23 protein-coding genes and 1 pseudogene are annotated in these 22,773 nt (G+C 40.3%); 15 read left to right on the forward strand and 9 right to left on the reverse strand.

The genetic code is table 11. From position 1 onward, the window contains the following. Window positions 1-312: 312 nt before the first annotated feature. The 7 genes from V8V91_RS07205 (at window position 313) to V8V91_RS07235 (ending at window position 8,719) form a co-directional block, all read left to right on the forward strand. Window positions 313-3,399 (forward strand): SusC/RagA family TonB-linked outer membrane protein, encoded by a 3,087-nt coding sequence (locus tag V8V91_RS07205; RefSeq protein ID WP_373399488.1) that lies wholly within the window; start codon window positions 313-315, stop codon window positions 3,397-3,399. Window positions 3,400-3,418: 19 nt separating this feature from the next. Further along, window positions 3,419-4,831, forward strand: coding sequence for a SusD/RagB family nutrient-binding outer membrane lipoprotein (locus V8V91_RS07210; RefSeq protein ID WP_373399489.1), 1,413 nt, complete (start codon window positions 3,419-3,421; stop codon window positions 4,829-4,831). A gap of 80 nt (window positions 4,832-4,911) precedes the next feature. Further along, window positions 4,912-6,219 carry a D-alanyl-D-alanine carboxypeptidase gene (locus V8V91_RS07215; RefSeq protein ID WP_373399490.1) on the forward strand — a complete coding sequence of 436 codons (1,308 nt, stop codon included), beginning with the start codon at window positions 4,912-4,914 and terminating at the stop codon, window positions 6,217-6,219. 330 nt (window positions 6,220-6,549) lie between these two features. Continuing rightward, window positions 6,550-7,017, forward strand: coding sequence for a TolB family protein (locus V8V91_RS07220; RefSeq protein ID WP_373399491.1), 468 nt, complete (start codon window positions 6,550-6,552; stop codon window positions 7,015-7,017). A gap of 38 nt (window positions 7,018-7,055) precedes the next feature. Beyond that, a complete protein-coding gene (locus V8V91_RS07225) occupies window positions 7,056-8,174 on the forward strand; it encodes a prolyl oligopeptidase family serine peptidase (protein ID WP_373400639.1) in 1,119 nt (372 codons plus the stop codon). Then, the gene (locus V8V91_RS07230; RefSeq protein WP_373399492.1) at window positions 8,120-8,332 is read left to right on the forward strand and encodes an alpha/beta hydrolase family protein; all 213 of its coding nucleotides are present in this window, start codon (window positions 8,120-8,122) and stop codon (window positions 8,330-8,332) included. Before V8V91_RS07225 ends, V8V91_RS07230 begins: the two co-directional genes overlap by 55 nt. Continuing rightward, on the forward strand, window positions 8,333-8,719 hold the full coding sequence (locus tag V8V91_RS07235) for a VOC family protein (RefSeq protein ID WP_373399493.1): 387 nt from the start codon (window positions 8,333-8,335) through the stop codon (window positions 8,717-8,719). It abuts the gene before it with no gap. 46 nt (window positions 8,720-8,765) lie between these two features. On the opposite strand, the gene V8V91_RS07240 is transcribed toward V8V91_RS07235, so the two are convergent. Genes V8V91_RS07240 through V8V91_RS07250 form a run of 3 tightly spaced genes read right to left on the reverse strand, consistent with a single transcriptional unit; the run spans window position 8,766 to window position 13,408 of the window. Next, a complete protein-coding gene (locus V8V91_RS07240) occupies window positions 8,766-9,722 on the reverse strand; it encodes a RagB/SusD family nutrient uptake outer membrane protein (protein WP_373399494.1) in 957 nt (318 codons plus the stop codon). Between the two features lie 11 nt (window positions 9,723-9,733). Further along, window positions 9,734-10,258 carry a RagB/SusD family nutrient uptake outer membrane protein gene (locus V8V91_RS07245; protein ID WP_373399495.1) on the reverse strand — a complete coding sequence of 175 codons (525 nt, stop codon included), beginning with the start codon at window positions 10,256-10,258 and terminating at the stop codon, window positions 9,734-9,736. A 12-nt stretch (window positions 10,259-10,270) separates the two neighbouring features. Continuing rightward, window positions 10,271-13,408 carry a SusC/RagA family TonB-linked outer membrane protein gene (locus tag V8V91_RS07250; protein ID WP_373399496.1) on the reverse strand — a complete coding sequence of 1,046 codons (3,138 nt, stop codon included), beginning with the start codon at window positions 13,406-13,408 and terminating at the stop codon, window positions 10,271-10,273. A gap of 487 nt (window positions 13,409-13,895) precedes the next feature. Here V8V91_RS07250 and V8V91_RS07255 point away from each other — a divergent pair, with 487 nt between their 5' ends. The 3 genes from V8V91_RS07255 to V8V91_RS07265 all read left to right on the forward strand — a co-directional run bounded on the left by V8V91_RS07255 (window position 13,896) and on the right by V8V91_RS07265 (window position 15,015). After that, window positions 13,896-14,273, forward strand: a complete 378-nt coding sequence (locus tag V8V91_RS07255) for a DUF1801 domain-containing protein (protein WP_373399497.1) — start codon at window positions 13,896-13,898, stop codon at window positions 14,271-14,273. Between the two features lies 1 nt (window position 14,274). Continuing rightward, window positions 14,275-14,493, forward strand: coding sequence for a hypothetical protein (locus tag V8V91_RS07260; RefSeq protein WP_373399498.1), 219 nt, complete (start codon window positions 14,275-14,277; stop codon window positions 14,491-14,493). Between the two features lie 72 nt (window positions 14,494-14,565). Beyond that, complete coding sequence (locus tag V8V91_RS07265; RefSeq protein WP_373399499.1) at window positions 14,566-15,015, forward strand: hypothetical protein; 450 nt, start codon at window positions 14,566-14,568, stop codon at window positions 15,013-15,015. Window positions 15,016-15,030: 15 nt separating this feature from the next. On the opposite strand, the gene V8V91_RS07270 is transcribed toward V8V91_RS07265, so the two are convergent. Genes V8V91_RS07270 through V8V91_RS07280 form a run of 3 tightly spaced genes read right to left on the reverse strand, consistent with a single transcriptional unit; the run spans window position 15,031 to window position 16,117 of the window. Further along, entirely contained in the window at window positions 15,031-15,621 is a 591-nt protein-coding gene (locus V8V91_RS07270) for a hypothetical protein (RefSeq protein ID WP_373399500.1), read from the reverse strand. Further along, complete coding sequence (locus V8V91_RS07275; protein WP_373399501.1) at window positions 15,612-15,926, reverse strand: sigma-70 family RNA polymerase sigma factor; 315 nt, start codon at window positions 15,924-15,926, stop codon at window positions 15,612-15,614. The genes V8V91_RS07270 and V8V91_RS07275 overlap by 10 nt, the downstream gene beginning before the upstream one ends. Continuing rightward, entirely contained in the window at window positions 15,923-16,117 is a 195-nt protein-coding gene (locus tag V8V91_RS07280) for a sigma factor (protein ID WP_373399502.1), read from the reverse strand. Before V8V91_RS07280 ends, V8V91_RS07275 begins: the two co-directional genes overlap by 4 nt. Before the next feature lie 151 nt (window positions 16,118-16,268). Here V8V91_RS07280 and V8V91_RS07285 point away from each other — a divergent pair, with 151 nt between their 5' ends. From V8V91_RS07285 to priA, 5 genes and pseudogenes are all read left to right on the forward strand, one after another. Beyond that, window positions 16,269-17,249: a GSCFA domain-containing protein gene (locus tag V8V91_RS07285; RefSeq protein ID WP_373399503.1), complete on the forward strand. Its 981-nt coding sequence runs from the start codon at window positions 16,269-16,271 to the stop codon at window positions 17,247-17,249. 7 nt (window positions 17,250-17,256) lie between these two features. Beyond that, the gene (locus V8V91_RS07290) at window positions 17,257-18,024 is read left to right on the forward strand and encodes a thioredoxin domain-containing protein (protein WP_373399504.1); all 768 of its coding nucleotides are present in this window, start codon (window positions 17,257-17,259) and stop codon (window positions 18,022-18,024) included. Between the two features lie 32 nt (window positions 18,025-18,056). After that, the gene (locus V8V91_RS07295) at window positions 18,057-18,977 is read left to right on the forward strand and encodes a thioredoxin domain-containing protein (RefSeq protein ID WP_373399505.1); all 921 of its coding nucleotides are present in this window, start codon (window positions 18,057-18,059) and stop codon (window positions 18,975-18,977) included. Between the two features lie 52 nt (window positions 18,978-19,029). Then, a complete protein-coding gene (locus tag V8V91_RS07300; protein WP_373399506.1) occupies window positions 19,030-19,290 on the forward strand; it encodes a hypothetical protein in 261 nt (86 codons plus the stop codon). A gap of 94 nt (window positions 19,291-19,384) precedes the next feature. After that, window positions 19,385-21,813 (forward strand): annotated as a pseudogene (priA, locus tag V8V91_RS07305) (primosomal protein N'). 4 nt (window positions 21,814-21,817) lie between these two features. Here the strand turns inward: priA and V8V91_RS07310 are convergent. From V8V91_RS07310 to V8V91_RS07320, 3 genes are read right to left on the reverse strand one after another with little or no spacing between them, the layout of a single operon-like run. Further along, complete coding sequence (locus tag V8V91_RS07310) at window positions 21,818-22,045, reverse strand: hypothetical protein (protein WP_373399507.1); 228 nt, start codon at window positions 22,043-22,045, stop codon at window positions 21,818-21,820. After that, window positions 22,039-22,443 (reverse strand): alpha/beta hydrolase, encoded by a 405-nt coding sequence (locus V8V91_RS07315; RefSeq protein WP_373399508.1) that lies wholly within the window; start codon window positions 22,441-22,443, stop codon window positions 22,039-22,041. The genes V8V91_RS07310 and V8V91_RS07315 overlap by 7 nt, the downstream gene beginning before the upstream one ends. After that, window positions 22,422-22,694 (reverse strand): hypothetical protein, encoded by a 273-nt coding sequence (locus V8V91_RS07320; protein WP_373399509.1) that lies wholly within the window; start codon window positions 22,692-22,694, stop codon window positions 22,422-22,424. The genes V8V91_RS07315 and V8V91_RS07320 overlap by 22 nt, the downstream gene beginning before the upstream one ends. Between the last annotated feature and the right edge of the window lie 79 nt (window positions 22,695-22,773).

The following is a 22,773-nucleotide window of genomic DNA, read 5'->3' on the forward strand; positions in this document are numbered from 1 at the left end:
TGTTATTTTTTTCATAAAAATTGCATCATATTTTTTGATTTTTGACACCTATAATCGTTAAATTAAAGAATTATCTTTATTGAGAGGTTCTAAAAATGTGCACTTTCAGTACAAAATGGAATTTTGATCGTATTTCTTGATTTTTACAGAAAAATATAAAACACATTGATTATCAGTATTTTATTTGAAAAGTAGATTTTTATGCGAGATCTCTTGCAATCAGCACTCATTAAAAACAGTAAAAAACGGCAACACTTTTAAAATCAGCACGATGAATACAAACTTTATTATTAATCCTAAACCAAAAAACAAATGAAGAAAAGCTACTCGATGACTTTGCTTTTCCTTTTTGGCTTTTTGATCAGCATATCCACCTATGCGCAACAAACAGTCCGAGGAAAAGTAACTGCCCAAGAAGATGGGCAAGCACTCCCTGGTGTCAGTATAGTGATCCAAGGGACTACCACTGGTACCGTCACAAATATTGACGGTGAATATTCTATCAATGTACCCAACAGTGAATCTGTATTGGTCTTTTCATTTATTGGGTTTGAAACACAAAACGTAACGGTTGGTGCAAACACTCAATTAAATGTGAGCTTGGCTACCTCAACTTCTGACTTAGATGAATTCATTGTCACAGCCTTCGGTATTTCCCAAGAGAAAAAAGCCTTGGGTTACTCAGCACAAAGTATCGATTCAGAAGCAATCACTACTACTAGGCAACCAAATGTGGTCAATGCGCTTCAAGGTCAAGTGGCAGGTGTTCAAGTCACCAACTCCGGAGGCGCACCTGGTCAGTCTGCAAGAATCATTATCAGAGGGATCAACTCTTTAGACCCCAGCGCAGACAACCAACCCCTATTCGTAGTGGATGGGGTTCCTGTAGATAATTCCACGGTTGAATCAACAGGTACACCTAGAGGAATGACCAATAGAATTGCGGACATCAATCCAAATGACATTGAAACCATGTCAGTCTTAAAAGGTGCGGCAGCTACCGCGCTTTATGGAGTCCGCGCTGCCAATGGAGCCGTGATCATCACCACTAAAAAAGGTAAATCCGGTCAAATGCAAGTAAACATTTCCAGTTCTTTTGGTGTGGATGAATTGGTTAAAAAACCCAAACTTCAAGATCAATATGGTCAAGGATTTAGCGGAGAAAGAAATGACTCCAGTTTCTGGCCATCATGGGGAGCTAATATCGCTGAGGAGAATGATCCTACCTATGTCTATCAGGACAACTGGACGAATGCATTCAATACGGGAAAAACTTTTGACAACAGTATCAATATTTCCGGAGGCAATGATAAAGCCACTTTCTACGGTTCTTTTGGTCGCTTAGATCAAGAAGGTATCATTCCATTTTCCACTTGGGAAAGAACCACTGCCAAACTTTCCGGTACGGTGAAAGCCAGTGAAAAATTCAATTTCTCAGGTTCATTTAATTACTCAAATTCAGGAGGTAACAGAGTTCCTCATGACAGATTCCTGGAACGTATGATGTATTGGTCAGAAACTACAGACGTAACGGACTACATCAACGAAGATGGGACCATGAAAACCTACGGGAATACTAACCCCATTTATGATGCTCGATTTGCCACTTATGAGGACAATGTCAACCGTGTGATAGGTAACCTAAATTTAAATTATAGTCCTACTGATTGGCTCATGTTCTCTTACCGGTTAGGAACCGACTTTTATAGTGATAGCAGAACTGAAATCACTCCCGGTCCGATGGGAATAGATGGAGAACAACCTTTGAGTTCTCAAGGCTCCATGGAAGAAACCAGAATCAATAGCAGAGATTTAAACTCCAACTTCTACATCACTTTGAAGAAGCAATGGAACGAGGACTGGAACACACAATTGAGATTGGGTAATGATGTATTTGAAAGAAAATACGATCGCGTTTCAGCTTCTGGATCCAATTTCGTAATTCCAGGTTTTTATAACCTAAGCAATACCAGCCAGATTTTTGCAAGTCAAGGCAAAAGCATCCGAAGACTCGTAGGTTTTTATGGAGACTTGATGGTGGATTACAAAAACTTCTTGTTCTTGAATATTACCGGAAGAAATGACATCTCCTCCACCCTTCCAAAAGACAATAACTCTTTCTTTTACCCTTCAGTCAATCTAGGATATGTATTTAGCGAAAGCTTTGATCTTCCATCCTGGTTTACTTTCGGGAAATTAAGAGGTTCATGGGCGCAGGTAGGTAAAGACACCAACCCACATATTTTGGGTGCTACCTTTGTTTCTCCATCCATATTCCCATTGAATGGTCAGGTAGGCTTCTCTAAAAACTCCGTATTTGGAGATCCTAATTTGAAGCCAGAAAAAACTACTTCTATAGAATTCGGAACGCAACTCGCTTTCTTCAACAATAGATTGAGTTTTGATATGACGTATTACAAATCCAATGCAGCAGATCAGATTATCCCTGTTCCAATTTCTGATGCAACTGGATTCTCCTCTTACATCACCAATGCGGGTGAAATTGAAAACAGGGGTTTTGAATTTGTCATTGGAGGTACTCCTGTAGAAAGTGGAGATTTCCTTTGGGATGTAACTGCCAACCTAACTACCAACAAAAACGAAGTGAAATCCATTCGGGAAGGAATTGATCAAATCGTGGTAGGAAGTCAATTTGGTTATGCAGGCAGTACTGTCACTATGATCTTAAAAGAGGGCCAAGCCTACGGAAATATCTACGGGGCATCTTATGTCCGTCCTGATGCAGATCCGGATTCAGAAGTATTGGACAGAAGTTTACCAGTATTAATTGGAGCCAATGGATTCCCGGTTAGAACAGGAAGCCAGCTGATTTTAGGTAATGCGGTTCCTAATTTTTTTGGAGGGTTGAGAAACCAGTTCACCTATAAAGGTTTAGAACTTTCCTTCCTAATCGACTTCAGAACAGGTTTAGAACAATATGATCAGTTTGGAAACTTCTTATCAGCTTTCGGAAAGCAGGAAGATTCTGAAAGAAGAAATGACATCGTCGTTTTCCCAGGAGTTTTGGAAGATGGTTCCCAGAACACCAAAGAAGTTTGGCTGGGCCAAGGGGAAGGGCCTGATGGAGTGAACTATGGAGCAGGCTATTGGAGAAACTATTACAGAGGAACTTCTGAGAATTTTGTCAACGACGCTAGTTTTATCAAGCTAAGAAACATCACGTTGGCTTACAGTTTACAGCCTCAAGTCTTGGAAAAAACTCCATTCAGATCTCTTAGAGTTTCCTTGGCTGCTAATAACATCATTCTATCCACTCCTTGGGATGGTTTTGATCCGGAATCCTTCTCCTCAGGAGCAGGAGGCAATGCTATCGGATTCACCGGATTAGGTTTTCCAGGTGTACAGAGCTATTACTTCACCTTGAATTTAGGACTCTAACCACTAAACCAACAGAAAGATGAAATTTAAGAATAAACTAAAAACGATATTGGGAGCATCCTTGATTCTAACTGCCTCAGCTTGTGAATCCTATCTGGATGTCAATGAAAACCCCAACAATCCGCAAGACGCGCCGATCTCTGGTCTGATGACCAACATCACTTATGAGACAAGTCTTAATGTATACCGGGAAGGTAGCGCAGTCAGCAATTATGTACAGTACTTAGCATCTCCTAACCCAAGCAGCGGTTCAGATACCATGGAGCCCCTCAACTTCAGCAGTCTCTGGTTTAGCCTTTACAATGTAATGACTGACCTGAACGAAATGAATTTGAAGGCAGAAGAAAGTGGAGCAGCCCATTACTTGGGAGCCGGTCAAATCCTGATGGCTTTAAATCTAGGAATGACGGTGGACTTCTTTGGTGATGTACCTTTCTCCGAAAGCTTCAATTTCACGACGGTAACGCCTGCCTATGATAACGATGAAATGCTTTATGGAGAGGTTCTCAGTTTATTAGACCAGGGTATCGCCAACTTAAACCTGGAATCTACCTCCTCCATTGGAGCAGATGATTTTATTTATGGCGGGGATATTGACGCTTGGAAAAAGCTAGCATATAGCTTGAAGGCTAGATATTTACTTCATACCAAAGGAACTTCTACCTACAATGCTTCAGATGTATTGACAGCGGCTGCTAATGGATTTTCAAGCAACGCCGATGATGCAACTGTTACCTTTTTTGAGCAGCGATTCAATCCTTGGGCTTCGGTGGCCATCAACAATGCCAATCTTTTATTGGGAGGTTGGATTTCTGAGCAATTTATCGAAGCACTTGATGGAACTTCCTACCCAACGGTTGACCCAAGATTAAAATTAATGGTTGGGACAACTGATGAAGGTGAATTTGTTGGAACTGTGAATGGAGCGGGTCGTGGTGATGCCCCTGAACAAGGCGCAAGATCCACATTGATTGAAGGTCAGTTTTATACTTCCACTCAAGCACCACTTTTGATTGCAACTTATGCTGAATTAAAATTCATTGAAGCGGAAGCTGCATTCGATTCTGATCAAGTAGCAGCTTACGAGGCTTATTTGGAAGGAATCAACGCGCACATGGATATGTTGAGTGTAGATCCGGATGAAAAGGCAGCCTATCTGGCGGACCCAAGTGTAAGTATGGGAGCAGATGCATTGACTTTGGATGATATTTTCAAAGAAAAATATGTGGCGTTATTCCTGCATCCTGAAACCTGGAATGATGCCAGAAGATTTGACTATGGATACAAAAACATGACCACTCCAGAAAACTTAAACCCTGATTTAGGAGGTGAGTATATCAGAAGATTGGCCTATCCTGATAGTGAGGTAAGTAGAAATGGCAACAACGTTCCATCTGTTACTTTACTGGACAGAATCTGGTGGGACCAGTAATCCTTTAATTATGAACCTAAGTCTCCTATCCATTCGATAGGAGACTTTTTTATTTATCTTTTGATAGAAATCCCCAACCTATGAAGAAAATACTTATTGGAATACTGGTACTTTTCAGTTCCTGTACGGTCCAAAAAATCAATAAATCACTGACTAAATCAGCCGTCCTCAATCAAGGTCACATGGGGTTTATGCTTCTTGACCCTGAAAAGGATAAAGTTTTGGTAGATATCAATTCTGATAAATATTTTATCCCTGCTTCCAACACTAAACTTTTCACTTTCTACACCTCCTACTCCGTATTGGGAGATGATTTGGTCAATGGACTGAATTACATAGAAAATGGAGACTCTCTTCTATTCTGGGGGACTGGAGATCCAGGCTTATTGCATCCAGACTTACAAAATGAGGTAGCTCTTGAATTTTTAAAAACCTCCAATAAAAAATTATACCTGGTAGACAATTTTGATCAAGTAGATGCCTTTGGTCCAGGCTGGTCATGGGATTGGTACAATTACTATTATGCAACCGAGCGTTCGGCCCTGCCTATTTTTGGAAATGTGGTACGAATCCAGCAGGATTCCACTGAACAAACATTTAGGGTAATTCCAGAACGATTCAAGCCTGATTTAACTGGAACAAAAACCAAGGAATGGAATGGCTATCGATTTAGAAGAGACCGATTCGATAACAAGTTTTCTTATCAAACAGCTGACCGAGTAGCGGTCAAAGAATTCGAACAGGACATTCCATTTGTAACCAGTTCAGAGTTTACCGCAAAGCTTCTAGAAGAAAAAACCGGGAAAGAGATTACCATTATCCAAAACAAGGAAATGGGGGAATTAGACCCTCAAAAGCTTCAAACCACCCCTGCAGATAGTATCTATGCGCAAATGATGAAAATTTCGGACAATTTTCTAGCCGAACAATTAATGTTATTGGTTTCCGATCAACTGACCAATCAACTTAGCACCTCCGATGCAATAGCTTATGCCAAAGAAAGTTTGTTAGCTGATTTACCTGATGAACCCTTATGGGTGGATGGTTCCGGTCTATCTGCAAAAAACATGTTTACACCTCGTTCAATCATTGCCTTACTTGGTAAAATAAGAGCTGAGGTTCCTCTTGAAAAAATCAAGGCCTATTTTCCCGCAGGAGGTGAATCAGGAACTATCAGGAATTGGTACAAAGCGGATGAAGGACAACCTGCTTACATCTATGCTAAAACAGGAACCTTGAGCATGAGTAATGCACTTAGTGGATACCTGATTACCAAAAGCGGCAAAATCCTGCATTTTTCCTGTATCCTGAATAATTATGCCTTACCTTCTTCTCAATTAAAAAGAGAGTTAGAAAAAACACTTTACCTGATTCATGACAAGTATTAAGTATCTAATCATCAATCCTTGCAATCATTTGACCACCTCCTTTATGAGACCTAACCATTTTCTTACGCTTGTATTTCTTCTTCTTTCCCCCGTTTTATTTGCCCAGAACTTTACCATGGAGCAAGTGGGAAAGTTTTCTTTCCCCTCCGAATTAACTAGTTCGCCAACCGGAGAAAAAATAGCTTGGGCCATGAATGAGCAAGGAAGACGGAACGTTTACCTGGCAGAAGGCCCTGAATTCACTCCAAAAAACTTACCCCCTTTGATAAAGATGATGGACAAGAAATTTCTAGTCTTCAGTTTTCTCCAGATGGAAAATGGCTGGTATTCGTGCGAGGTGGAGATCATGGCGGAGGGAATGCATCTTCCACGGTCAATGCACAAAATCTTCCCGTCCTACCCAAGGTAGAAATCTGGAAAATAAATCTATCCACTCAACAACTTGAGGTGGTTGCAGAAGCGGATGCCCCTATATTCGGCCCTCCACATCAACTTTTATTTTTGAAAGGAGGCCAGGTTTGGTCGGCAAATCTAGATAATTCTGAGAAACCAAGTCAATTGTTTGAAATCAAGGGTAATATCAATGAGCTAAGCTATTCACCAGATGGTAAGCAACTCGCATTTGTTGTCAATAGGAGTTCCCATTCCATGATAGGAATCTACCAAAATCCAGAGACTCCCATTCAATGGGTCGCTCCTTCTTTCCATCGAGACTCTAATATTCACTGGTCACCAGATGGCAAGAAGATTGCCTTTATCAGAAGACCAGGGGAAATGGAGCTGCATTTCCTGTTCTAGAACCTAGACACAGCCCCTGGGAAATTTGGGTAGCAGCTATCGGATCAGAAAAGGGTCAAAAACTTTGGGAAGCTCCTAAAACCTTAGCAGCATCCTATGTCTATCCTTTCTTTGAATTTTCAGGCAACGAGGACTTAGTTTACCTATCCTATGAAGATGGCTGGCAACATTTATATGCTCTAACTATTAATTCCAAGGCCTCCAAATTACTGACACCGGGGAATTACATGGTAGAGCAAATTAAGCTCAGCCCAGATGGAAAAAAGCTTGTTTTCTCAGCAAATACTGGCTCAGAACCAGAAGATTTGGACAGAAGACATATAGGGTCAGTTGAGATTCCCACGGGAAAATTAACATGGGAAACCGCTGGAACTGGTATCGAAGCCTACCCAGTTTGGGTGGGTGAATCCGGGAAATTGGCCTTCTTTAGCGCTACTGCCCAGCGGTCACATTTGGTAGCAGTAAAAGATGGCAATAACACTCAATTACTGGGAGAATCCCTTATCCCCACTGACTTCCCTCAAAATCAGTTGGTCACTCCAAAACAAGTGAAATTCACCGCCCCTGATGGAACCACTGTTTATGGGCAATTATTTGAAAAAGAAGGTGGTTCTTCCACTAAACCAGCTGTAGTCTTTGTGCATGGGGGTCCCCAAAGGCAAATGCTATTAGGCTGGAGCTATATGGACTATTATTCCAATACCTATTCCATCAATCAATACTTGGCCAATTTGGGTTTCGTCGTACTTTCTGTCAATTATAGACTGGGAATTGGTTATGGCTACGAATTTCATAAACCATCCGGAGCATATTATCAAGGCGCTGTGGAGTACCAGGACGTAAAAGCTGCAGGCGAATATTTGGCAAACTTACCCCAGGTAAATCCAGAAAAAATAGGGATTTACGGAGGGTCATATGGAGGATATTTAACCGCCTTGGCTTTGGCAAGGGATTCGGATCTCTTTAAAGTAGGCGTAGATATTCATGGTGTACATGATCTAGATGGACGGTACGACCTTTCTCCAAATTATGAACAAGCTCCAGACCTGGATTTGGCAAGAAAAACAGCCTGGGAATCATCTCCGATAGCAGATCTGAACACTTGGACCTCCCTGTTTTATTCATCCATGCAGATGATGATCGAAATGTACCTGTAAGACAAACCGTGGATTTAATCCGAAGATTTGAGGAATTGGGCAAGTCCTATGAATCCATTATCATTCCAGGTGACACGCACCATTGGATGAAATGGTCCAACATGATCCGTGTGGATCAAGCAACTGCTGATTTTCTACAGAAACACCTAATGGATTAAATGAATTTATCAGGAGTGCACCATATTGCCATCATCTGTTCGAACTATGAGCGATCCAAAAAATTCTATACAGAGGTCCTAGGATTGAAAATCATAAGAGAGGTTTATAGGAAGGAAAGAGCTTCCTATAAATTGGACTTGGCATTAAATGGGAACTATATCATTGAACTATTTTCCTTTCCAGATCCTCCAAAGCGAACTTCCAGGCCTGAGGCAGCAGGAATGCGGCATTTGGCATTTGCTACTCCCAATCTGGATTCTTGCATTGCTGAATTAACAAAACACCAAATAGAGTCAGAGCCTATTCGGGTGGACGAACACACGGGAAGACGATTTACGTTCATCGCAGATCCGGATGATTTGCCCATCGAATTTTATGAAGAATAAAAAAGCCCGAGGATAAATCCCCGGGCTTTCGTATTATGATAAATCCTTAAGAAGGATTTTGAACCATTTGGTCGTTCGCATTCAGTTCATCGATTGGAATTTTCCATTGCCAATCGTTGGTACCTGCTTCTTCAGTATACTTGGAGTTGATTACGTTGTCCACGTGGTTAGCTCCACTTCTGTCCAAAGGCAAGTTCAAACGCTTCAAGTCATAGAATCTAAATCCTTCACCCCATAACTCGATTCTTCTTTGAATCATGATTTCCTCAATCAAAGCATCTCCCGTATTGGTAGAAAGCGTGTAAGCGGAGTCTCTAGTAGACACTAAGTCAAACAAAACTTGCGCCGCTTCCGCATCATTGCCAGATCTAGCAAGTGCTTCTGCCTCGACTAAATACATTTCTGCTACTCTCATATATGGTACGTCACCAACAGAAGAAGCATTTCCTTGAGCAATAAACTTACGGTTCATGTAATCCACTTTTGAGAAACTACCTAGGGTCATCTCATCAATGAATGGGTCTCTCAATTCTGGATCTGATGCATTAGGATCCCAAAGACCTTTTCTAGCATCTGTATCTGGAATCATGTCATAAAGCAAGCTGTTGATCGCTTTAGGATTACCTCTAATATTGGTAGAGCTAAAGTTCAAAGACATGTAAGCGAAGAAGGAAGCAAAGAATGTCTGCTGATCATCCACCTGCTCACTACCCCAAATCCACTCAGGGTTATTCACATTATTAAATCCTTCATACAACTGCTCTGTGCTCATGAAAGAATAACCTTCTTGAGCTTCTTTCGCCATTTGAGCTGCTAAGGAATAATTTCCCTGAGTCAATGCCACTCTCGCTTTGATACCTTTTGCAACATTGATATTCAAGTGAGATTTTGCATTTCTTCTGGTAGTCAATAGACCAATTGCAGTATCTAAATCTGAATTGATCTGAGCATAAACTTCCTCAACGGTATTTCTTGGACCGCCCTCAGTAATTGGTTCTGTCACAATTGGAACACCTAGGTTAGAGTTATCTCCCCTGCCTCGTATCTCTTGGCAAATAATTGCACCAAGTTGAAATGAGCCCAAGCTCTATAAGCCAATGCCTGGCCTTTGATTTCATCTTTCTCAGCTTGAGGACCATCTGCTGCATCAATATTTGCAATGATCATATTGGCATTACCAATCACTTTATAGTAGAATCTCCATACGAAACGAACATCACTATTACTGTCATTGTTATGTCTTAACCATCTACTCATAGCTACAAACCATCCATTGGCAGTACCGGTCATGACTACGTCATCTCCTAATACCTCACGCATGATCATTACCCCGCCTTCAGCAGGTTGACCCTGGCTATCAAAACGGATAAACATCATTCTATGAATACCATTCAAGGCAGTCATGGCATTTTGTGTGGTGGTAAAGACCGCCGCTTCAGATACTGCATCCGTAGGAAGTGTATCCAGATAATCATCAGCACAACTAGTACTTACTAAAAGTGCTCCTGCGATAAATATTTTGCTTAATAATTTTTTCATCGTCATTCTTAATTACAGGTTCACGTTTACACCAAGAGTAAATGTTCTAGCTGGGGTGAATGTATTGGAAGTGGTACCATTAAAGGTTCCAGATACATACATTCCACTTCTAGAAGATAACCAGCCTAGGTTTTCACCTGCTAGATATACCGTTGCACCTTTCATTTTTACTCTCTCAAGTAAAGTTCTTGGGAACGTATAAGATAAATTGATAGACCTTAGATTCAAGTAAGATGCCGAGGTCAACCAGCGATCTGATGCCACATTGGATTGGGCAGCTGCTGTGACATCCATTTTTGGAACATCAGTCACATCACCTGGCTGTTGCCATCTGTTCAAGATGTCAGTATGCAAAGCACCACCATCAGGATCAGCAGACATTAAACCTGCATAGATACCATCGTAAATATCTCCACCTACAGCAAAGCTCATCAACACATTAAGAGAGAATCCTTTGTAAGTGAAGGTATTGGTAATACCTCCAAAGAAATCTGGAATTGCATTTCCAGCGAAGTGATATCTGGCATTTCCGGAATCAGTAGTCAATGTATCCTGACCTACAATTCTAATGTCTTCGTCTGATGCATCGTATTCATCTGCTCTGAACAAACCTTCACCAGTTTCTGAGTCTACACCATACCAGTCTCTCAACCAGAAGTCATAGATAGATCTTCCTACTACGTACTTTTTAGTACCATTGATCTGCTCGTCAAAAGGAAGTTCTTTAAACTCATTTTTGAAAGTAGAAACGTTCAAACCAACATTCCATTTGAAATCACCTGAACGTACTACATCACCAGCGATATTGAATTCAATACCTTTATTAGCCATGGTACCAATGTTCTGGAATTTAGTGGATAGTCCAGTTGTCAAAGAAAGTGGAACTTCAAACAACAAGTTTTGTGACTCTCTATTGAAGTATTCAATGGTACCGGAGAATCTATTTGCAAATGCAAAGTCCAATCCGATATCGAATGTATTGTTAGATTCCCACTGAAGGTCTCTTGCAGCAAGAGAAGCCTGAAGGATTCCTGGTTCTGATGCGTTGTTGAAACCTAAGTCATACAATGCTTGCCAAGGATAATATCCCCCCACATTGTTATTACCTACTTCACCATAAGAAGCTCTTAACTTCATCAATTGGAAGAAGCCTGAGTTGAAGAAATCCTCTCTATCAATGGTCCAAGCAGCACCTACTGAATAGAAAGTACCCCATCTTACATCTTCGAAGAATCTAGATGAACCATCAGTTCTCCAAGAAGCAGAGAATGAATATTTATCATCATACACATAATTCACTCTGCTGAAGTACGATTCAATTCGATCTCTATCTACTCTACCTGTAGCGGAGTTAGTTGTTACGAAGTTGTCTGGTTCGATATTTCCGGCAAGGATTTGATCTTGCTTAGAGATAAATTGTCTATCAATTTTCAAATCATAATTTTCATGACCTACCAAAGCTTCCAAGAAATGCTTGTCATTGAAGGTGTTTGAGTAAGAAAGCAATTGGTTAAACGTCAAAGAGTTGGTTCTTACATTTTCTCTTCTAGTTCTACCAGCTGGAGCTCCATCCCCTACGATTTGGTTGTCATACCCGATATCAAGCAATGAAGTCATATCGGTAGAGATATTCGTTCTGAAATTGAAGTTCTTTAGGAAGGTAGCTTCCACATATGCTCTAGATGAAATCACATCCCTGTCAAATCGATCCACATTCAGATTGGTTTCTTGAACCACGTGACGACCAGGATATGCACCAGAACCTCTTCTTGGAAGGCCCAGGTCCACAAGGTCACCTGTATCATAAATTTTCTGACCGAATTCATCCAAGATAAATCCACCAGTCATCATATTCTGAGCATACACGGGGTAAATTGGCCCCATGGATCTTGCCGTAAAGAATGGGTTCACAAAACTTGAACTTCCACCCGATCTTGCATTATTTCCTTCACTCATGGTAGCAGAAAGGTTGATACCGGTTTTCATCCATTTAGTAGGAGCGGTATTCACATTCAATCTACCAGTAAAACGTTCGATGTCAGATTTGATCACGAATCCTTTTTCATTCAAATAGTTGAAAGAAGTATAGAAATCCGTCTTTTCAGATCCACCTGAATACGTCATATTGTATTCTTTACGATCTCCCATTCTCTGAAGCTCATCAAACCAATCCAAGCCTTGGAAATTGTTGACTGCACTAGAATTCAAAAGGCCATTAGTTCCTACCACCTGATCATCTGGAACATTATATACATTATAACCTAATACATCGATCAAGTTTTCGGATGCATAAAGCGCCGCATCTGCCTCAGAAGATCCAGAGCCAAGCTGACTATTCTTCAATGATTCCCAAACTACTGGATAATATTGATCCGCATTGACACGATCGTATTCTGGCAAAGCTCTGCCAGAGAAACCTTGCTGAACTCTCAAGTTGAACGTAGGCTGGTTCTTCTTACCTGTTTTGGTAGTAATCATAATTACCCCATTAGCAGCTCTTGAACCATACAATGCAGAAGATGAAGCATCCTTCAAAATGGTCATATCAGCGATATCCTCCGGGTTCAGGTTAGAAAGGTCCCCATCGTAAGGAACACCATCCACCACATATAAAGGAGCTGAAGAAGAGTTCACAGAACCTACCCCTCTGATCCGTACTGCAGGTGTAGAACCTGGCTGACCAGAAGCAGAAGTAGTAATAACACCTGGAGCTTGTCCTTCAATGGCATTTACTACGTTGTTGATAGGTCTATTCGCTATTTTATCTGACTTCAATGCAATTGCAGAGCCGGTAAAGTTACCCTTGTCTACTGTACCACCGTAAGCTGTAATTACCACTTCTTCCAGATTTTGAGCATCCGGATTTAAGGTAACGTCGATTACGCTTCTATTACCGATTTCTTCTTCTTTGGATAAATATCCAATATAACTGAAGACTAAAGTCGTAGCTCCATCTGGAACTTGGAGGACATAACTACCGTCCAAATCGGTCACCACCCCAATGGTGGTTCCTTTCACTAAAATGTTGACTCCAATGAGTCCTTCAGGCTCTTCGGGAGAGACAACCCTACCTGTCACAGTGCGACTTTGCGCCCATGCCGAAGCAGTAATTACCAATCCAAAGAGTAAGCTTAGTAATGCTTTTCTCATAAATTTTGTTGGTTAGTTTAAACTAGTTTGTAATAACACTACAATGGTTTAGGAATGTTAAAATTACTTAAACAAGAACAAGTAAGCATCATTATTAACCAAATAATAATCCTATTTCTAATAAAAAGTTTACAAATACGGCAATAATCTTCTTTGAAAGAATATTTAGCTCCATTAGAGAACAATTCTCAAAAGCGTCTGTTTTTGAGACACTTATACCATTATCGGTCAAAATTGAAATATTTTAAGAGGGCTATTTAATTTTTTATTGAATTTTTTAATACAAAATATTGCACAAAACCTACTTATGTTTTAGGTAAATTAATTATATAATATTTGTCTATACAATTAAATTTTAAACACCTGTTTTATTACTATTTAAAAATATATAATACTATTATTCTCTATATTTATAGAATAAAATATAATCGTATTATAAAATGACAGAATTAAAAACAAGACCCAACAAGTCTTCAGTACCAGATTTTTGAATTCCGTCGAAAACCAAACCAGAAAAAAAGATGGATTCAAGTTGTTGGAAATTTTTCAGGAAGAGACAGGAGAAAGCCCCGAAATGTGGGGACCGAGTATCATCGGGTTCGGAAGGTTTACCTACTCCTATAAATCCGGAAGGGAGGAAGAATGGTTTCCTGTAGGATTCTCACCAAGAAAGCAATCACTTTCCATTTACCTAATGAAAAGTTTTTCCGATCTTGAAGAATCATTAAATCAATTGGGGAAACACAAAATCAGCAAAGGCTGTTTATATATTAATAAATTAACTGATATCAATGAGCCTGTCCTTCGAACTATGATTCGTGAGTGTTATTCCCAAATCATAAAAAAGGACCAAAAATCAACCTAGAATGCTACACATTTTAAATGGAGATTCTTTAGCCTCAAAATTCCCTCCCGATATTCATGGCCAACAAGCAGTGGTCAGAGAATGCCTCTTAGAAGGATCAGTAGAAGCCCACTCCTTGGAAGAATTATGGGTAATCAGGGATGAATACCTAACCACTAATTTTGGAAGTCAAGAAGTAGGGTACTTTGAACAAGTGGTTCCAGAATTTGAAAAATATTAACCGCTAGATCGGATGAGAAGGTGTATTGCTGGTTTGAGAAAGACTTTTTGCCAGGTAAACTTTTGGTTCGTCATGAACTTGCTTAGCAAGCATCAAGGAGAAGTTTATCTAGTCCTTCCCGAAAAAGCAGATATCCGTTTGGGGTTTGCTGAATTGAATGAGCGGCAACTGCATGAACATTTTAGAGACGCCCGATTACTAAGTAAAAATGAAAGGTCTATCTTGGGTAATTTATGGACCCTGTATCAATTGCAACATATAGACGAAGCTTTGACCCTTGCCAAACAAGATCATTATGAGCTTCCCTTTTTGCTGGAAGCTGTACAAGCATGGAAAGATGCCATTCCTCATGGAGGCTACCCTGGAAAGCCAAAAGCCACTTTAATAGAAATTATGGCTGAGCTTAAAACAGATGAATTCAAAAAAATATTTTTAGAATTCATCAAAAGAGTACCCATTTATGGTTTTGGTGACCTCCAAGGAAAAAGAATGTTGGAAGAAATAAAAAAAGAAGCTGTTTGACAGCTTCTTTTTTTGTTATAATTCCGAAAGTAATTTCTCGGATGAATCTATTACATTTTTATATTTTCCAAGGGCCCATCTACTGAATAAAAACATAAATAAAAGGGCGGCAGGTAGATAGATCACCCAAAATAATGGTTTGGATATCATCTCTCCTGAACCTTGGATCTCTGAAATCGGAGGTAATACAGTCACCAGAACCAAGGCGCCAAATATCATCCCATATTTTTGCACTTTCCAGAATCTGATTTTTGATTTCTCAAACTTCTCCAACATTTTGGCAGGCGCTTCATGATCAATTTTGACACTTCTCATTGCTTTGATTGCAGACAAGCTTGAAATAGGCAAAATGGTCATGATCAAAATGGTAATCATGGCAAATACTTGATTGTACCACAATTCAAGTTCAGGAAGTTTTGAAAGCAAATACATGGCGTATACAAAACATATCACGGAACCTATGGTTTCAGTAAAGCGAATATGATTGAGTTTTTTTCTGAATTTCTGTTTGGTGATTTCCATGAGTAGTTCTTTTTGAATTTTATCTTGTTTTTCAATTTTTTGGCTCAGATCAGCCCATAATGATTGCATCTCTTCTAATTCCATAACTTCGTTGGTTTAGGCGTGGCTTCAGACTTTAGTTTTTGTTTGATTCGGGACATTCTCGTCCCCACATTGCTTGTGGATATACCAGTAATCTGTCCTATCTCCTCATAGCTTTTCCCTTCCAAAAAAAGAAACATGATTCCTCGATCCAGCAAATTCAGATTTCTGATCTGGGCATACAGCCATTTAATCTTTTCTTCTTTTTCTGAATCAACCGACTCTGAATAATTCATAAATGAATGATCCAAGGACACCAACAAGGGTTTCTTCTTTGATTTATTTAAATGAGTGATCGCAGTATTCATCCCCACCCGGTAAAGCCAGGTACTTGGCTTGGAAGCCTTTTAAATTGATCAAATGACTTCCAGGTTTGGTAAACAATTTCCTGATACAAATCATCTTGTTCTTCCTTTTCATTGGAATACACCAAGGTAATCTTGTAGATCAGCCCTTGATTCTCCTGAATTAGATTGACGAATTCTTCTTCCTTACTCATTTACTTGGTTTTACTCATTAGTCTCATTATCAAGAAAAAAATCACAGTTCATCTCATTTATTTTCAAAAAAATCAATTTGAATTAAAAATCCTTTCTTTGATTCATTTCCGAAAACCTGTCTTCTAAAATACCAAATGCTTATTTTCGAATATGCAATGGACCACAAGTTTTGAAATTCCGCCCCATCCAAAACCTATTTTTCACACAGATAAGATTCTTAGCCTAGGCTCTTGCTTTGCGGAAACCATGGGGAAAAGAATGCAAGAATTAAAAATGGATATTTTAATTAATCCATTTGGAACCCTCTTTCACCCTATCCCCATTTGTCAGTTGATAGAAGCTGCCTTGGAAGATCATTACCTTCCTGAAAATATGTTTCTCGAACGAGATGGAATGCATTTTCATTATTGGGCACATTCCCAGGTGATGGGGTATTCTTTTGAGGAACTCAGAGGTAGATTGACTGGTGAACGATTTCTTACCAAGGAATACCTCTTATCCAGTAATTATTTGATTTTGACTCTAGGAACAGCTTGGCTTTATGAATTGGTTGAAAGTTCGGAACCCGTAGCCAATTGCCATAAGCAACCCGGAAAACTATTCTCAAAAAGATTGACAGGACTGGATGAAATGTCCAATCAGCTCGCTCGGGTTTTTCAAAAGCTTCAAGAAAAGAATCCCCACTTACAGATCATCCTAACGCTTAGTCCAGTAAGACATATCAAAGATGGAATCCCTGAAAATCAACTGAGCAAGAGTTTATTAAGGGTATTATGCGGAGAGTTTGCCAATGACTATGAACAGGTACATTATTTCCCTTCTTACGAAATCATGGTAGATGAATTAAGGGAATATCGCTTTTATAAACCTGATTTGATCCACCCTTCCTTACAAGCAGAAGATTATATCTGGAGCAAGTGGCAAAATTCCTTGTTCACGGAAGAGTCCCAAGGATTGTTTGAAAAAATTAAAAGTGTCAAACTGGAGCTTGCACATAGACCACTGAACCCAAAAAGCATCGCGCATCAAAAATTCCTTCAAAACTTAAAAGAGAAACTGGAACGATTGAACAGTCAAATTGATTTTTCAAAAGAACTGGAGACCGTCACCCATACGCTTTCCGAATTCTGAATCTACCATGAGTAAACCTTCCAACAGGCTGATCAATAGCCAAAGCCCTTACCTTCTACAACATGCTCATAATCCGGTCGACTGGTACCCATGGGGACCTGAAGCCTTGAGAAGAGCCGAACTAGAAAACAAGCCCATCATTGTGTCCATCGGATATTCCGCATGTCACTGGTGTCATGTCATGGAGCGGGAAAGCTTTGAAGATCAGATCACTGCGGACCTGATGAATGAAAATTTTGTATGCATCAAAATTGACCGGGAAGAACGGCCCGACATAGACAACATCTACATGGATGCGGTGCAAGCCATGGGGCTTCAGGGAGGTTGGCCTTTGAACGTATTTTTGATGCCGAACCAAAAGCCCTTTTATGGTGGTACCTATTTCCCGAATTCCCAATGGAAAAACCTGTTGGCCAACATCGCGGATGCCTTCGCCAAGCATGAAGACCAACTGGCAGAAAGTGCCGCCGGTTTTGGTATCAGTATTTCCAAAAAAGAAACAGAGAAATATGGAATTGTCCCGGGAGAAGTGGAATTGGATCCAGATGATCTAGCTGAAATCATCACCAAATTAAGCAGCCAATTTGATCCTGATTGGGGCGGAATGAACCGGATCCCCAAATTCCCTATGCCTACCATCTGGAATTTTGTATTGGACTATGCCTTGCTAAGCAACAGCCAAGTTTTAATCGAAAAGGTCCTGTTTACTCTTCGAAAAATCGGTATGGGTGGAATATACGATCATCTCCGAGGGGTTTTGCCCGCTATTCGGTAGATGGTGAATGGTTTGCCCCACATTTTGAAAAGATGCTTTATGACAATGGCCAATTATTGGAACTCTATTCCAAGGCCTATCAAGTAAGCAAAGAAGATTTTTTCCTGGAGAAAGTAAATGAAACCATCCAGTGGCTTTCGGAAGAAATGCTACAAGAAGAAGGAGCTTTTCAAGCAGCGCAAGACGCCGATAGCGAGGGAGTGGAAGGAAAATTCTACACTTGGTCTTATCAGGAACTTGAACAGGTCATTCCAGAACACCTTGCCTGGTTCGCAGAATTGTACAACTTGAAGTCCTCTGGTAATTGGGAAGAAGGTGTGAATATCTTATTCCAGACTTCCACATACGCTACCGTAGCCGCAAATCATGGAATGACTGAGAAGGAGTTGATTTCAAAGCTGGCAGCGGTAAAAAGCCAGTTACTTTCTGTAAGAAACCGAAGAATCCATCCTGGTAAAGACGATAAAATTTTGAGTGGTTGGAATGGATTAATGTCCACAGGCTTAATACAAGCTTATTTTGCAAGTGGAAATAAGGAAGCATTAAGACTAGCTATTCGAAACCGGGAATTTATTACCAAGAAGATGACGATTGAAGGAAAGTTGTTCCGATCCTATAAAAACGGACAAGCTTATACTCCTGCATTTCTGGAAGATTATGCCGCACTCATCCGAACAGACCTGATGCTGTTTGAGGCAACAGGTGCTGCATCCTACCTTGATGCAGCGGTATCCTTGACAAACATTTGCTTGAATGAGTTTTTCGATGAAAGTGATGGGTTCTTCTACTTTAATAACCCAAGCTCAGAAAAACTGATAGCCAATAAAAAGAGTTGTTTGACAATGTCATTCCTGCTTCCAATTCCATCATGGCAAGAAATTTACACCGGATTTCTTTGTTTACTTACTATGAAAAATATCAGGAAATGGCCAATAAAATGCTGGGGGGAATGAAGGAGTTAATTCTCAAAGAACCCGATTTCTTTGTAACTGGGCCAATTTGTATTTGGAAAAATTGGTCCCAACCGCTGAAATCGCCATTGTTGGGAAAGGTGCCAGTCAACTCTCTTTGGAACTAAAACAACAATACCTTGCCAATATGCTAGTGGTCTTCTCTGAAGAATTGACAGAAACTGCCCCAATACTTCAGGGTAAAACCCCTGATTCCAAAGGAAATGCCTTAATTTATGTTTGCTTCGACCATGCCTGTCAAAAGCCGGTAAGTACCATCGAAGAAGCAATTTCTCAACTACCCTATTTAGCCTGATTCCTTGGAAAGCCTGATTACTCATCCAGATTTATTCCCAGACGAAGGAAACAACACCTTTGCCGATATCATCTTACCGGTGCCCATTCCAAGGATGTTTACCTACCGAATTCCAACTGCTTTGGTTTCCCAAGTTCAGATTGGGGCTAGAGTCATTGTGCAGTTCGGAAGGAAAAAGTATTAACAGGAATCATTGGCAAGGTGCACTCAAAACCTCTCAAGGCTTACGAAGCAAAACCTATTTTAGACATCTTAGATGAACAACCTACTGTCAACCCACTTCAAATTAGATTTTGGGTCTGGATGGCAGAATATTATTGTTGTCATATCGGAGAAGTTATGCTGGCGGCATTGCCTTCCGGACTCAGAATGAGTAGCGAAAGTAAGGTGCAGCTCCACCCTAATTTCGTGGCTGAAGAAAGTCAATATCCTCTGGATGCACGCGAGGAACTGATTTTGGAAGCTTTGGAACACAAGGCCGAACTCAGCTATGAGGATTGTGAGAAGATTTTGGGCATTAAGACCATCCACCCTATTCTCAAAAGTCTGGTTTACAAGGAAGCCATTCTGATTTTTGAACGGGTTCAAGATAAATACACTCCCAAAGTTGAAACCAGAATTCGTTTAAAGCAGGAAATCGCAGAGGACAAACACGCTCTTGAACAGCTCTTCGAACAACTATCAGGAAAGGCAAAGCAGGAATCTATTTTATTAAAATACCTACGGGATGTCCCTGTTTTTAATAACCCAAGTCTGAATGAAAAAGGCTTGGATAAAGCCTCTTTATTGGAAGAAGGAGATTCTGAAAGCTCCTCAAAACGCTGATTAAAAATGGCATTTTTGAATCCTTTAAGCAGGTAGTCAATCGAATAGATGAAACGGAAGTAACCGCAGGAGAAATCATACTTTCAGAAAGACAGGAACTTGCCATCTCAGAAATCAAATCCCATTTCGATACAAAATCCACAGTATTGCTGCATGGGATTACTGGAAGTGGAAAAACAGAGATCTACATTCAACTGATCAAAGAAGTACTGGAATCGGGTTCTCAAGTTTTAATGTTACTTCCAGAAATTGCCTTGACTACTCAAATAGTATCGAGGCTAAAACAAGTTTTTGGAGGTCAAATGGGGGTTTACCACTCCAAATATTCAGATAATGAACGCGTAGAAGTTTGGAATGGGATCATCTCAGGAAGATTCCCTTTTGTAGTGGGTGTACGGTCCTCTATATTTTTGCCATTCGATAGCTTAGGAATGATCATCGTGGATGAGGAGCATGAGTCCAGCTACAAGCAGTTTGATCCAGCCCCAAGGTTTCAAGCCCGAGACTCTGCCATCATGTTGGCTTATTTTCATCAGGCAAAAACCTTATTAGGGTCAGCCACCCCTTCTTTTGAATCTTATTTTAATGCCACTGAAACTCAAAAATACGGTTTGGTTGAGCTCTCCGAACGCTATGGAAAATCCAACTTACCTGTATTCCATCTAGCGGATCTTGGAGCCGATAAGCGGAAAAACTTACTCAAGGTAGACTCCACCAGAATGATGCGTGAAAAAATCCAAGATGCATTGAGCAAGCAGGAGCAAGTCCTAATTTTCCAGAATAGAAGAGGCTACTCTCCTTACATACAATGTGAAGACTGTGGATGGACAGGGCAATGCATTCAATGTGATGTCAGCCTTACTTATCACCAATTCGCCAAAGAACTGAGATGCCATTACTGTGGCTACAAAGAAAAGGTTCCTACTTCTTGCCCTGCTTGTGGAGGGAGTCATTTGACCACGATGGGAATGGGAACAGAACGGATTGAAGAATCCTTAAGTCTGCTATTCCCAGAAGCTAGAATCGGAAGAATGGACTTGGATACCACCAGAAGCAAGTATGGGTATCAAAAATTACTGGATGAATTTGGTTCAGGCCACATCGATATTTTGGTGGGTACCCAAATGATCACCAAAGGATTGGATTTTGGGAATGTCACAGTGGTCGGAGTCTGGGATGGGGATCGGATTTTAAATTTCCCGGATTTCAGGTCGGGAGAACGGGCATACCAACAAATCACCCAAGTAGCAGGTAGAGCCGGAAGAAGGGAAGCCAAAGGAAATGTCATCATTCAAACCAGAAAAGCAGATGAGACCATCTATCAACAAGTTATAAAAGGTGATTATTTGGAATTTTATCAACATGAAATTCATGAACGAAAAAAATTCTACTACCCCCTATGTCAAACTGATCAAAATCACTACCAGGCACAGCGATTTCAAAACTGCAGAAAAAGCTGCCATGGATTTGCATCGACAAATGGCAGGAATCGCGGTGAAGAAGATTGTGTTAGGCCCTGAAAAAGCATTGATTGGAAGAATTAAAAACCAATACCAATTCGAAAGTTTGATCAAGTTGGATCGCTCTGGTGCCTCCCAAACTGAATTCAAAACACAAATTGCTCAGATTCAGGAACAAATTACGGCTAAACCAGAATTTCGATCGGTACGGTTTATTGTAGACGTGGACCCCAATTAAGGTTTCAAGCTCGTCGCTTTTCTTGACTCACTTGCTTCTTTTCGAATAAAGCCCAACACATCATCATATCCCTGACTTCCTGTCCAAAAAACTGAGTAATCATGGGAATATGCTTTTTGTGAGGATAAAACTCGTAGGACACCTCCACTTCTTCCTCTTCGGCTTTTTCCAAAAATCGGTCGATACTTTCTGAAATGGAAGGATAGGTTCGTTCTCCTTCCAATATCAGCAAAGGGATTTTTGCCCTTCCAAAAAGTAAATGGGAGAATAGCTTTTCCAAACATCTGGATTCTCCGTAAAGGTTTGGATATATTTCTTTCCTTCTGATGGATAATCACTTAAAAACCAATGCATATCCAAGCCTGCAGGATCAATCAAAATCCCTCCTCTGATTGGGTTATCCATACCCAATTCCTCAAAATATTCATTGTTAGTAGATAAAACCGCGGCTAAATGGGCTCCTGCAGAATGTCCCGAAACAAAGATCTGATCCGGGCTTCCTCCATACTTTGCTATATTTTCTTTGGTCCATCGAACAGCCTGGGCAGCAGTTTTGACCATTTCCTCCACCTGGTAATCAGGAGAGAGGGGATAATCTGCAATCACGGTCACAACCTCTCTTCTGGCCATCCTACTTCCCAAAAATCATAGATCTCCTTTTTACCACTTTCCCAGCTTCCTCCATACAAAAAGATCATCACGGGAAGACTATCTGCTTTTTTGGGAGAAAACACATTGAGACTTTTTTGGGGAATAGAAGCTTCCAAGTCTGAATTGGTGTACTTGATCCCTTTGTTTCGTTGCACCCCTTTAAATGCACAGGAATTCAACATCAATAGCACTAAGGCCAAAAAATATCTACAGGCAACTAGGTGGTTCATAGGTGGTGGTAGCCAAAATCAATGACTACTAAATTAACTTAATCTCACGGAATATGGAATTAAAAAATTAAGTGATTCA

Source organism: Algoriphagus halophilus, assembly GCF_041729275.1.
In the GTDB taxonomy this organism is placed as follows: domain Bacteria; phylum Bacteroidota; class Bacteroidia; order Cytophagales; family Cyclobacteriaceae; genus Algoriphagus; species Algoriphagus halophilus_A.